Genomic DNA, 12,524 nt, shown 5'->3' on the forward strand with positions numbered 1-12,524 from the left:
TCTCGGGGATTGGAGAGCGCTCTCCCTCCTGGCCATAGATTCACCGTCCGAGGCGAGGATGTCAATGGGGAGCCCGTGACCTCCGTCTTCCGGGCGAAAGGGTTTCCGGCACGTGAGCAGCACGTTTCGTTCCGGTTGCGGATCGGTCTTGACAGCGCTCGATCGACCGGTGCACTCTCCATTCGGAGAGCGCTCTCCCTCTGATTACCCTTTGCCCACACGGCAGGCACCCCCCGTATCGAGGAGAGATCGTGCACCCATCCCGCAGCCCAGGCAGGTACCGATTGGGCCTGCTCGTCGCCGTTCTGGTCGCGCTGGTCGCGTCCGGCCTGGCGCTGTCAGGCACCGCCATGGCCGTCGACACCCTGCTTTCGCAGGGGAAGCCGGCGACGGCGTCCTCCTCAGAGGGGGCCGCCTGGAGCCCCTCCGCGGCCGTTGACGGAAACCTCACCGGCACGCGCTGGGCCAGCGCCTTCAGCGACCCCCAGTGGCTCCAGGTCGATCTTGGCGCGTCCGCCTCCATCACGCAGGTCGTGCTGACGTGGGAGACCGCGTACGGCAAGGCGTTCAAGATCCAGGTGTCGCCCGACGGCACGGCGTGGACCGATGTGTACTCGACCACCACGGGCACCGGCGGCACGCAGACGCTCGCCGTCTCGGGCACCGGCCGGTACGTGCGGATGTACGGCACGGTCCGGGGCACGGGCTACGGCTACTCGCTGTGGGAGTTCCAGGTCTACGGCACCATCGGCGGCACCAGCCCCTCGCCGACGCCGACCGTAACCCCGACCCCCCCTCCCGGCAACTGGACCGAAGTCTGGAAGGACGACTTCGACGGGGCAGCGGGCACCTCGCCCTCGGGCGCGAACTGGCTCCTGCGCACCGGCACGCAGTACCCGGGTGGCGCCGCGAACTGGGGGACCGGTGAGGTCGAGACCATGAGCGCCTCCACCGCCAACGTCTCCCTCGACGGCACGGGCAAGCTCGCCATCAAGGCCATCAGGGACGGCGCGGGCAACTGGACGTCCGGACGCGTCGAGACGCAGCGCACGGACTTCACCCCGCAGCCGGGTGAGCAGCTGAGATTCACCGCGAGCCTCAAGCAGCCCGACGTGGCCGACGCCATGGGCTACTGGCCGGGCTTCCGCGCGACCGGCGCCGCCTACCGGGGCAACTACAACAACTGGCCGGGCGTCGGCGAGACCGACATCATGACCGACGTCAACGGCCGCAGCCAGCTCTCCAACACCCTGCACTGCGGCACGGCCCCCGACGGCGTGTGCGCCGAGTACAACGGCCGCACCAGCGGCCTCGCATCGTGCACCGGCTGCCAGACCGGGTACCACGAGTACACGCAGATCATCGACCGCACCAAGACCGACGAGGAGATCCGCTTCTACCTCGACGGCAAGCAGACCTGGGTCGTCCGCGAGAGCCAGGTCGGGGTCGCCGCCTGGGACGCCGCCGTCCACCACGGCTTCTACCTGCGCTTCGACCTCGCGATCGGCGGCTCGCTGCCAAACGCGGTCGCCGGGTCCACCACCCCGACCACGGCAACGACCTCCGGCGGCGTCCTCAGCGTGGACTCCGTGTCCGTCGCGAGGAGCACCGGCACCGTGCCGCCCGCGATGACCGACCCGGCGACCCCCGCGGGCCCGAGCGTGGTCAAGGTGACCGGAACGCAGGGCAACTGGCAGCTCAACGTCAACGGCTCGGCGTACGAGCTCAGGGGCCTGACGTACGGCCCGCCGCAGGCCGCCGCCGACGGCTACATGCGCGACCTGAAGTCCATGGGCGTCAACACGATCCGCACCTGGGGCGTGGACGACGCCAACACGCCGACCCTGCTCAACAGGGCCGCCCAGCAGGGCATCAAGGTCGTCGTCGGGCACTGGCTCAACCAGGGCGCGGACTACGTCAACGACACCGCCTACAAGACCAGCGTCAAGAACGAGATCGTCGCCCGGGTGAACGCCCTCAAGGGGTACCAGGGCGTGCTGATGTGGGACGTCGGCAACGAGGTCATCCTCACCATGCAGGACCACGGCCTCTCCGCGGCCGAGGTCGAGGCGCGGCGCGTCGGGTACGCGAAGTTCGTGAACGAGGTCGCCCAGGCCATCCACGCCGCCGACCCCAACCACCCGGTCACCTCGACCGACGCCTGGACCGGCGCCTGGCCGTACTACAAGACCTACGCTCCGGCGCTCGACCTGCTCGCGGTCAACTCCTACGGCGCGATCGGCGGGGTCAAGCAGGCCTGGATCGACGGCGGCTACACCAAGCCGTACATCATCACCGAGGGCGGCCCGGCGGGTGAGTGGGAGGTGCCGAACGACGTCAACGGCGTCCCCACCGAGCCGACCGACCTGCAGAAACGCGCCGGGTACACCGCGAGCTGGAACGCGATCAAGGGGCACCCGGGCGTCGCGCTGGGAGCCACCGAGTTCCACTACGGGCTGGAGAACGACTTCGGCGGCGTGTGGCTCAACACCTTCACCGGCGGCTGGCGCCGCCTCGGCTACCACGCGCTCAAGCAGGCCTACACCGGCCAGGCGTCGGCCAACACGCCGCCGGAGATCACCGCCATGACGGTGGGCTCGCAGACCAGCGTGCCGGCGGGCGGCCAGTTCACCGTCGGGGTGACGGCGGGCGACCCGAACGGCGACCCGATCCGCTACAACCTCATGGTCAGCAACAAGCACATCAACGGCAACACCGGCTTCTCGCACGTCCGGTTCACCGAGACGTCCCCCGGCCAGTTCTCGGTCACCGCGCCGCAGCAGATGGGCGTCTGGAAGGTCTACGTCTACGCCTTCGACGGCCAGGGCAACGTGGGCATCGAGCAGAAGTCGTTCCGCGTCGTGGCCCCGCCGGTCAACGGCACCAACGTCGCGCTCGGCAAGACGACCACCGCCTCGTCCTACCAGCCGACCGGCGACGGCGGGCCGTTCCTGCCCTCCAAGGCGACCGACGGCAACCTCACCACCCGGTGGGCGAGCGACTGGAGTGACCCGCAGTGGCTCCAGGTCGACCTCGGGAGCGCTGTGCCGATCAAGCACGTGCAGCTCGCATGGGAGAGCGCCTACGGCAAGTCGTACCAGATCCAGACCTCCAACGACGGCACCACCTGGGCGAACGCCTACTCCACCACCGCCGGTGACGGCGGCTTCGACGACATCGACCTGAACGTGTCCGCCAGATACGTCCGCCTCAACCTCACCCAGCGCGGCACCGCCTACGGCTACTCCCTCTGGGAGTTCGGCGTGTACCGGTAACCGCTCCGTCCAACGGCCACAGACCACCCATCCCGGCCCCCGGCCTCACCGCCCGGGGGCCGGCTGTGCTCAGACGCTGCGAAGGACCGAGACCACGATGCCCAGCACCACGGAGCCGTCACCGTCGATGATGTCGTAGGCGGGGTTGCGCGGTTCGAGATAGACGTGCCCGTCGCGCCGGCGATACACCTTCACGGTGGCCTCGCCGTCGATCATCGCGGCGACGATCTGGCCCGAGTGCGCCTCGGGCTGCTGCCGTACCACGACGATGTCGCCGTCGCAGATCGCGGCGTCGATCATCGAATCGCCCCGCACCCGCAGACCGAACAGGTTGCCACGCCCGGTGATGCCGCGGGGCAGGGTCAGCATGTCGTCCAGGTGCTGTTCGGCCACGATGGGGCTGCCCGCGGCGATGTCTCCGACCACCGGCACGGTCACCAGGTCCTCGGCCGGTTCCGGCGCCGAGGCTCGCAGGAACAGACGCACGTCGATCGGCCGGGTCATCGTCGTGCCCCGGCGGAGGAACCCCTTCTCCTCCAGGCTCTTCAGGTGTTTCGACACCGATGAGGACGACCGCAGCCCGACCGCGTCGCCGATCTCGCGTGTGCTCGGCGGATACCCGTACCTGCCCACCCAGTCCCGGATCGTGGCCAGGATCCGCTGCTGGCGCTGCGGCAGGGCCGAGAAGTCCAGGTACTCGAACGTGTCAGGATCGTCGTAGGCGGTCACCTGCGAAATGCTAAGGCCGGAACCTGTGTGTGCGGGCGGTGTGCTGATCTGCTCGCGTACAGGGGCCGGGCGAAGGTCCCTGCCGCGGCCAGGACACCGCCGGCGATTCGTGGGTCGGTGCGGGCGGATCAGGAGCCGTTGACTGCCCAAGCGGGCCGCTCGGGTCGATTCATGGGTATTCATCCGTCGCGGCAGCTCTTCCGGCAAACTGGGTCAAGCGCACCATGGTCACGGCACCACACGCGACGAGGCGGCAGTGAGCGACGACCTGACCCCACGCGACCGGCCATCCCGTACGAGCGACCGGCCATCCCGTACGAGCGGCCGGTGGCGGGCCGCGACGGACCCGCCCGCGGCCATCCGCCGCCTGTGCCTGGCCATCGACGTGCAGTCCTACAGCCTCCGCGACAACCGGCGCCAGCTCGGCGTGCAGGCCGGCCTCAAGCGGGTGCTCGACCGCGCGCTGGCTCGTGCCGGGCTCTCCCCGGCGGCGGTGCCCCGCCAGGACCGGGGCGACGGGCAGCTGGTCCTGCTGCCGGCCGGGGTGGACGAGGCCCGTGTCATCGCCCTTCTGTTGCGCGAGGTGGGCGCCGGCCTCGCGGAGATCAACAAGACCCTGGTGGCTGATGACCGCATCCGGCTACGCCTCGCCCTGGCGCAGGGCATCATCCATGAGGCGGCGACCGGGTACGTGGGCAAGGCGGTGGTGGACGCGTGCCGCCTCGTGGACTCCCGTGACCTGCGCGCCGCCCTCGCCGAGCACCACGACCGGGACCTGGCCGTGGCCGTCACCGACGACCTCTTCCACGACGTGCTGGTCCACGGGTATGCAGGGCTGGCGGCCGGTGACTTCCGCCGGGTGGGCGTCGAGCTGGCGGACAAAGGGTTCTCGGCCTTCGTGTGGGTGGCGGTTCCCGAGGTGTCGCGCCTGCTGGAGATCTCGGGCGGCACGCCCCGGCCCCGGCGCGTGCGGATCGCGGCCGTCGTCGGCGTCCCTGCCCTGCTGGCGGTACTGGGCATGGCCGCCTGGCAGCTGACCGGTACGACGTCCCCGGCATCTCCCGCCGGGACCGCCCGCACATCCCCGAACACCCAGGGCACGGGCGCCCGAGGCAGTGGCGCGCCGGGCACGGATGTCGCGGACCCCGGCGCCCGGGCCTCCGGTACGTCGCCGGCCCCCGTGGGCGGCAGGCCGTTCGCCTTCCTGGACCCGACGGGCTCGGTGCCCACATGCGGCCCGATCTTCGGGGCCGGCTCCGTGCCCGCTGGCTACGACCTGCGCGTCTTCGCCAAGGGCGGTGACCAGTACTTCCTGGCCTGGGCCACCGCCCTGGCCGACGGCACGGCCGGAACCTGGGAGGTGCCGGAGCTGTTCCTCGGGCGGGTCGGCGCCGAGGGGCGCCGTGTCAAGCTGTACGCCGTCCTCGTGCCCTCGGCCGAGAGCGCGGAGCTGACCCGGAATTTCGAGGAGAAGTGGGCGTTCTCCTCGATCCCTGGCCGCGTGGTGGCGACCCACACCTTCACCGTGGTCGCCGAACCCTGCTGACCACGAGTTCCCGCTGCTGAACGTGCGCGCGGGCCGGTGAAACCCCCGTGAAACCGCTGTTTCCTACTGTGCTCTGGTGATGACTGCCGGCGCGGGTGGATCCGGCGATGGCCACGGGCGCGTCATCGCCGGACCGGGGGCGGACGCGGTGCGCGCCCGGTGGACATCACGGCCGCCGTCGCCGCGGGGAAGTTCAGGCGGCGGCGGCCACGGGGACGGCACAGCATGGGTAATGTCGCGCCTGGCCGATGATCGGCCGTTTTGCTAACGCGATAGCAGGAGGAACCGCGTGAAGAAGCTTAAGGGGGCACTCTTCGCCCTGGTGGTGGCCGGGCTGCTGGGGGCCGGTGCCACGCCGGCCGCCGCTGTGGAGGTGGACCCCTGCCACAGCCAGCAGTACGGCTGCGACAGCCACTGGATGAACCCCGGCGAGGGCTGAGGGTGATCTCAGCCGGGAGCGGGTGGCGACGAGAGCGTGTCGAGCGCCCGGCGGGCCTCGCGGGCGCGCTCGTGCCACAGGGGGAGGCCGATCGCGTCGAACTCCGCCGCCGCCCGCTCCAGCATGGACCTGGCGAGCTGGTGCTCGCCGCGTCCGGCGGCCAGCATCCCCCCGGCGAGACGGGCGCGGGCCGCGACGAACGGCTCGCCGATCGTGACGGCCAGCGCCAGCGCGGCGTCCAGGTAGTCGGCGGCGCGGTCGAGCTCCCCGGCCAGCAGCCCGGCCTCGCCCATGCCGAGCAGCCCGTAGGTCTCGCCGATCTTGTCCCCGGCGTCCCGGGATGCGTCCAGGACCTGCCGGTACGCGGTCTCGGCCTCCGAGGCCCTGCCCTCGCGCAGGTGCAGCAGCCCCAGCCGGTTGAGTATCTGCGCGCTGCCTCGCCCGTCGCCCAGCTCCAGGTAGACGCCGAGCGCCTGCTCCAGCAGCGGGGCCGCCGCCTCCCCCTGGTCGTTCTCGATGTGGATCTGCGCGATGCTGCCCAGCACGTGCGCCTCCGCGTGCCGGTCGCCGACGGCGCGGAGCATCCGCAGCGCCCGCCCGTACTGGCCCAGCGCCGTCTCCGCGTTTCCCTCCACCCGGTCGAGCAGGGCGGCGTTGCGGAGGGCGAGCGCCTGCCCGTGCGGGTCGCCCACGGTCTCGAAGATGGGCAGCGCCGCGGCGAAGTGCGGCCGGGCGGCGGCGTAGCGCTGCCGGAAGATCTCCAGCGTGCCGAGCGAGTACCTCATGGCCGCCTCCCCGCGCAGGTCTCCCGTACGCCTGGCGGTGGCGAGCGCGGTCCTCGCGGTGTGCGACCACTCGTCGAAGTGGCCCTGCGACTCGAACAGCGTGACCGTGGACATCGCGAGGTCCCAGCAGATCTCGCTGAGCCCGAGCCCCGCGGCCTGCTCGACGGCCGCGACCAGGCCGGGCCGCTCGCTGCGCAGCCATCCCGCCGGATCCGCCAGCAGGCGGACGGTGGTGGGCTCCTCCAGGTGCCACCGGGCGCCGCCGCCGTGCAGCACGGTGTAGTCGCCGCCGTACTGCGACCGGTGCGCGCGCTCGGCGAGGGCCAGGTACGCGCCCGCCAGCCTGGCCAGCGCGGCGTCGCCCGCGCCCGGGGCCTCGTCGGCGGCGGCCCGCTCCCTGGCGTGCAGCCGCACCAGATCGTGGATCCTGTAGCGGGGCTCGCCGATGCCGTCGGTGCCCGCGTACTCCACCAGTTGCGCCTCGACCAGGCTTTCGAGCACGTCCTCGGCCGCACGCGAACCGGTGCCGAGGAGCGCGGCGGCGACCCAGGCGGCGAAGTCCGGGGTCTCCACCAGCCCGAGCCTGCGGAACAGCGACCGGCCAGGGTCGGTCAGCCCGGAGTACCCGAGTGCGAGGCCCGCGCGGACCGACAGGGTGCCGTGGGTCAGCTCGTCCAGCCGGTCGTGCTCGGCCTCCAGCCGGGAGATGAGCCGCGCCACCGTCCAGTGCGGCCGGGCCGCCAGCCGCGCCCCGGCGATGCGCAGGGCCAGCGGCAGCCGGTCGCACAGCTCGGCCAGCTCGCGCGCGGCCGGGCCGTCCTCGCGGAGCTCGGCGCGTCCGGTGATCCTGCTCAGCAGGTCGATCGCGTCGCCGGTGCCGAGCACGCCGAGCGCGACCAGGTTCGCGGCGGGGAGCGCGGTGAGCCTGCCGCGGCTGGTGATCAGGACGGCGCAGCCCGCGCCGGCGGGGATGAGCGGTTCCACCTGGGCCTCGTCGGCGGCGTCGTCCAGCACGACCAGCACGCGCCGGTCGGACAGCAGATCGCGGAAGACCTCGGCACGCTCGTCCAGGCCGTCCGGTACGTGCGCCCCGGCCACGCCGAGCGCGCGCAGGAAGCGGCCGAGCGCCTCCCGGGGTTCGACCCGGCCGGTTCCCGCGCCGCGCAGGTTCACGAAGAGCTGGCCGTCGGGGAACCGTTCCCGGGTGAGCTGGGCCGCCTGCACGGCGACCGCCGTCTTGCCCACGCCCGGCATGCCCGACACGACGCACACCACGGGCGGGCCGTGCAGCAGCGCGGTGATCCGGCGCAGCTCGGCGTCCCGTCCGGTGAGGTCCCCGGTCGGAGCGGGAAGCAGGGCGGGGGCGAGATCCCCTGCCGGTGCCGGAGGCGCGGCGGCGGCCGGTCCCGGCCCGGACGGTCCCGGCCCGGACGGTTGGAGAGGTACGAGCGTGATGTCCGCGTCCCCGCGCAGGATGGCGCCCTCCAGCTCCCGCAGCAGGGGACCGGGTTCCACCCCCAGCTCCTCGGCGAGGACGGCGCGGGTGCGCCGATACACGCCGAGCGCGTCGGCGCGCCGGCCCGCGCGGTGCATCGCGACCATGAGGCGCGCGGCCGACGACTCGGCCAGCGGGTCCTCGGCGAGCAGCGCGACCAGTTCGGGGATCACCTGGGCGTGCCGCCCGAGTGCCATCTCGGCGTCGATGCGGTCGGTCAGCACGCGCCTGCGTTCCTGCTCCAGGTCGGCGGCGGCCTCGGCGAGCTGCGGCACGTCGTGCAGGCCGGGGTAGGCGGTGCCACCTCCCCAGAGGGCCAGCGCCTCGTGGAGCAGGGCGGCGGCCATCTCGGGGTCGCCCTGGCCGAGCGCGCGGCGGCCCCGTTCGGCGAGGTCCGTGAAGTGCCAGGCGTCCACCTCGGCCCGCTGCGCGAGCAGCGCGTACCCGGAGCGGTCGTGCCGGATCCGGTCGGCGCTGCCCAGCGACCTGCGCAGCCGGTGCACGAGCACCTGGAGGTTCTTGCCTGGGCGTGCGGCCAGGCGCTCACCCCACAGCGCGTCGGTCAGCGTGTCGGCGGGCACCGTACGGCCGCGCCAGCAGATCAGGAGCCCCAGCAGCTGTTCCTGGCGCCGTGACGCCAGCCGCACCGGGCCTGAGTCACCGAGGACGGCCACGTCACCGATGACCCGGAACTTCACGGAATCTTCCGGTTGGTTCGCGGACTCAACCTGTGGCACCTCTTGCAGATGTTGGGCGCACTCTGTGGTGTTGGCGGACGAGAGTATCGATGTCTGGATGATAACGATCAACGGTGCCCGGTACCGCCCAAAAGGGTGGTTCCGGGCACCGTTGATCGTGGAGCCGTTCGAGAAGGGGGAGTCGTCCTAGAAGACGGGCACGCCGTCGCGGACGAGCTTCCAGTTGGGGTCGGCGAAGGTGGCGGGGTCGATGGTGCCGGACGCGGTCGCGGCGTCGATCAGCGCCTGCCGGATCTCGACCTGGGCGTTGTAGACCACCGGGGCGCTCGTGACGTGCGGGAAGCCGCCGCCGCCCGACTGCCGGTAGTTGTTGATCGCCACGACGAACTGCTGGCCCGCGGCCACCGGCGCACCCTTGTAGGACAGGTTGACGATGCGCTGGCCGACCGGCTTGGAGATGTCGATGTCGTAGGAGACACCCGAGAGCTGGTCGTAGTTGTAGTCGGGGGTGCCGCTCGCGTTGGTCAGGGTGCCGAGGTCGACCGGCGCGCCGGGGGCCACCTGGGCGAAGTACCTGGCGGAGTACTCCAGGTAGTCCTTGATCTGCGTTCCGGTCAGCTTCACGCCGAGCAGCGTGTTGTCGTAGACGTACAGGCCGGCCATGTCACGGACGCTCACCGGGCCCGCCGGGAAGACGGCCGTGCGGCTGAAGGGCGCGGCGATCGACAGCACCGGCAGCGAGGCGTCGGCCGTGCCCGCGACGGCCTTGGTGACCAGGTCGGTCTGCACCTTCTGGATGTAGTCCAGGATCGCGGTGTCCTTGTACGGCGACTCCGCGGCGGAGAGCTGCTCCTTGGACTGGGCGATCACCTGGTTGACGTACCCGACGGTCTTGTCGTGCTGGCCCTTCATCAGGGCGACGATCTTCGGGTCCTCCGCGACGGTGTTGGTGTTGATCGTGGCCGAGGACTTGGTGGTCACGGCCCACTTGCCCCGCTCCTTGGCGAGGGTGAAGTCGACCACCGACAGGCGCTGGCCGTACTTGCTGGGCTCGGTCAGGAGCACCTGCTTGCCGGTCGCCTTGTTGGTGACGAACTTCTGCGGCACGTCGTTGTGGGCGTGGCCGAACAGCACGGCGTCGATCCCGGGGACCTGCTCGGCGACGAGCGCGGAGGCGTTCTCGATCGGGAGGTCGGTGCCGTAGGACGACATGCCGTTGTCGCCCGCGTGCGCGGTGACCAGGACGACGTCGGCGCCGAGGCCGCGGATGACCGGCACCCACTTCTTCGCGGAGGCGACCAGGTCCAGGAACTTCAGCTTGCCCTCGACGTTGGCCTTGTCCCAAATCGCGATGCCGGGGTTCGTCAGGCCGAGCACGCCCACCTTGACGGGCTTGTCGCCCTTGACGTTCATCGTCTTGATGATGAACGGCAGGTACGCCGGGAGACCGGTCTTGGCGGAGACCGCGTTGGCGCCGAGCACGGGGGCCTTCATCTGCTTGACCCACTTGGCCAGCAGGGGCAGCCCGTAGTTGAACTCGTGGTTGCCGAGCGTCACGGCGTCGTACCCGATGGCGTTCATGGCCTTGGCCATCGGGTGCGTCTGGCCGGTCTCGGTGATCGGCTCGACCTTGGCGTAGTAGTAGTCGAGCGGGGTGCCCTGGATGGTGTCGCCGGAGTCGAACAGCAGCGTGTGGTCGGCGCCGCGGTCCTTGCGGATCTGGTTGACCAGGGTGGAGACCTTCGCGAGGCCCACGTCGTTGTGCGCGCTGTCGTCGAACTCAGCGTTCTTGAAGTAGTCCCAGTTCAGGGCGTTGCCGTGAATGTCGGAACTGGCCATCACGGTGATCTTCACCGAGTGGTCGGGTGTCGCGGAGGCGGGTGCTGCGGGCGCGGTAAGGCCAAGGGCCACGACGACGGTGGCACCGGCGGCGAGGGCCCGCCCGATTCTGGAACTCATGGCGGGGACCTTAGTCAGGGAAAGTTACTTAACGGTCACGAGTTCCTTATGGGACAAATCCCCTCAGTGAACAACCGGTGCGGAGCCCCCTCCGAACATGACGACCAAGGACGGTGAGGCCCACGGCCGACAACGCACTCGACACGAAGCGTTTCCATCCCTCCTGCCGCGGCCGTGGTAGCTGATCCGGTGACCCGCACTGCAAGTGATCGCGCAGAAGAATGCAAGTGGGGGCCAGTAGCTTGCTCGGCATGAGAAAACGATCTTCTGTCCTCGCCGTCCTGGCTTCCGCGGCCGTACTCGCCGCTCCCGCCGCGGCCTCGGCCGCATCGGGGCCTTCGGCGGCAAGGGTCTCCTCCGGCTCGCCGGCCTCGGCGACCAAGACCTTCTCCTTCCAGGGCATGAACCTCAAGATCCCCGCCGGCTGGAACGTGCGCCCTAACGGGAACAGCGTCGTGGTGGTGACCGGAAAGTGCAAGAAGCCACAGCCCTTCGCCCCGAACTGCCAGGGGTTCTGGGTGTTCGGCGCAAAGGCGATCACCAAGGTCCCGGTCGGGGGCGGTTTCTTCACGTACACGGGCAAGGAGCAGTTCTATCCCTTCAGCGGCGTAGTGCCCTGCCCGTTCAACGCGAAGACCAGCTGGTACCCCGGTGAGAAGGCCACGTCGACAGGTCTGCGCCAGGTCGGACGCGGACACAAGGCGAAGTACACCGCCTGGCCCAATCAGTGCGTGACGAACAACGGTGGCCGCCGGACGGCGAGCTTCACTCAGCGGGAGTGGTTCCTGCCCTCGTCGAAGATTCTGGTGGTGGACGTCTGGAACACGCCGGGGCTGTCGAACGTGCTCGAGCGCGCCACCTGGAGCTGACCGTCGATCGCGTGCCGGACCAACGGGTCCGGCACGCCCAGCACGCCGGTTACCTCTGCCGGAGCAGCCAGAGCATGTAGGCGGCGATGGAGGACGAGTCGGTGATCGAACCGCTGAGAATCATCTGCTCGAACTCCGTGCGGTGTACCCAGCGCTGGCGCATGTCCTGCTCGGTGTGCTCGCGGTCGGCCTGCCCCTCGGTGAGCCCGGTGGCCAGGTACACGTGAAGCCCCTGATCGGTCATCCCGTGGGCGTTGTCCATACGGCCCAGAAGGCGCAGCCGCGCGGCACGAAGCCCGGTCTCCTCCGCCAGCTCACGCCGGGCCTCGTCCTCGCGGGTGTCGGCCTCGGCCGAACCTTGCGGGAAGCTCCATGAGCGGCGGCCGATCGGATAACGGTATTCCTCCACGATATGAAAGCCGTCGTCCTCCTCCGGAATGACCAGGACGAAGTCGGGCCTGACCACGTACCCGTACACGCCGGGCGAGCCATCAGGATGCTCGATCCGGTCCTCTCGTACCTGCATCCACGCGTTGCTGTAGACCACGTGGGAGGAGACCTGCCGGATCACTGGCTGCGCTTCGGTCATGATGCCGCATGGTACCCAGACTTCACCGCCCGCTACAGCGAGAGATCCGACCACAACGGAGATCATTCTGGTAGTAGCTCCTATTAATCGTCGTTGTACGGGTGATCGTCGATAGGCTGTGGCTCCTTTATGTGGTTTTA

At 70.4% G+C, this 12,524-nt stretch carries 8 protein-coding genes; 4 read left to right on the forward strand and 4 right to left on the reverse strand.

What is annotated here, in order from left to right; translation table 11 throughout:
• Positions 1–251: 251 nt before the first annotated feature.
• Positions 252–3,275, forward strand: a complete 3,024-nt coding sequence (locus ACOZ38_RS15100) for a discoidin domain-containing protein (protein WP_424531265.1) — start codon at positions 252–254, stop codon at positions 3,273–3,275.
• 69 nt (positions 3,276–3,344) lie between these two features.
• On the opposite strand, the gene lexA is transcribed toward ACOZ38_RS15100, so the two are convergent.
• A complete protein-coding gene (gene lexA / locus ACOZ38_RS15105; RefSeq protein ID WP_424531267.1) occupies positions 3,345–4,004 on the reverse strand; it encodes a transcriptional repressor LexA in 660 nt (219 codons plus the stop codon).
• A gap of 256 nt (positions 4,005–4,260) precedes the next feature.
• Here lexA and ACOZ38_RS15110 point away from each other — a divergent pair, with 256 nt between their 5' ends.
• Together ACOZ38_RS15110 and ACOZ38_RS15115 are read left to right on the forward strand one after the other, a co-directional pair.
• Complete coding sequence (locus ACOZ38_RS15110) at positions 4,261–5,550, forward strand: hypothetical protein (RefSeq protein WP_424531268.1); 1,290 nt, start codon at positions 4,261–4,263, stop codon at positions 5,548–5,550.
• A gap of 289 nt (positions 5,551–5,839) precedes the next feature.
• Positions 5,840–5,989, forward strand: a complete 150-nt coding sequence (locus tag ACOZ38_RS15115; RefSeq protein WP_424531270.1) for a hypothetical protein — start codon at positions 5,840–5,842, stop codon at positions 5,987–5,989.
• A gap of 8 nt (positions 5,990–5,997) precedes the next feature.
• Here the strand turns inward: ACOZ38_RS15115 and ACOZ38_RS15120 are convergent, their stop codons facing one another.
• A complete protein-coding gene (locus tag ACOZ38_RS15120) occupies positions 5,998–8,967 on the reverse strand; it encodes an AfsR/SARP family transcriptional regulator (RefSeq protein ID WP_424531272.1) in 2,970 nt (989 codons plus the stop codon).
• A gap of 186 nt (positions 8,968–9,153) precedes the next feature.
• The gene (locus tag ACOZ38_RS15125) at positions 9,154–10,926 is read right to left on the reverse strand and encodes a bifunctional metallophosphatase/5'-nucleotidase (protein ID WP_424531273.1); all 1,773 of its coding nucleotides are present in this window, start codon (positions 10,924–10,926) and stop codon (positions 9,154–9,156) included.
• Between the two features lie 251 nt (positions 10,927–11,177).
• On the opposite strand from ACOZ38_RS15125, the gene ACOZ38_RS15130 reads away from it, so the two are divergent.
• A complete protein-coding gene (locus ACOZ38_RS15130) occupies positions 11,178–11,795 on the forward strand; it encodes a hypothetical protein (protein ID WP_424531275.1) in 618 nt (205 codons plus the stop codon).
• A 49-nt stretch (positions 11,796–11,844) separates the two neighbouring features.
• Here ACOZ38_RS15130 and ACOZ38_RS15135 read toward each other — a convergent pair whose 3' ends face one another.
• Entirely contained in the window at positions 11,845–12,384 is a 540-nt protein-coding gene (locus ACOZ38_RS15135; protein WP_424531276.1) for an NUDIX domain-containing protein, read from the reverse strand.
• Positions 12,385–12,524: the final 140 nt, after the last annotated feature.

Source organism: Sphaerisporangium viridialbum (assembly GCF_049674955.1).
Taxonomy (GTDB): Bacteria; Actinomycetota; Actinomycetes; order Streptosporangiales; family Streptosporangiaceae; genus Sphaerisporangium; species Sphaerisporangium viridialbum.

Coding starts and splice junctions, on each gene's coding strand:
- ACOZ38_RS15125 (WP_424531273.1), bottom strand. CDS start 10,926: ATGAGTTCCAGAATCGGGCGGGCCCTCGCCGCCGGTGCCACCGTCGTC.
- ACOZ38_RS15130 (WP_424531275.1), top strand. CDS start 11,178: ATGAGAAAACGATCTTCTGTCCTCGCCGTCCTGGCTTCCGCGGCCGTA.
- ACOZ38_RS15135 (WP_424531276.1), bottom strand. CDS start 12,384: ATGACCGAAGCGCAGCCAGTGATCCGGCAGGTCTCCTCCCACGTGGTC.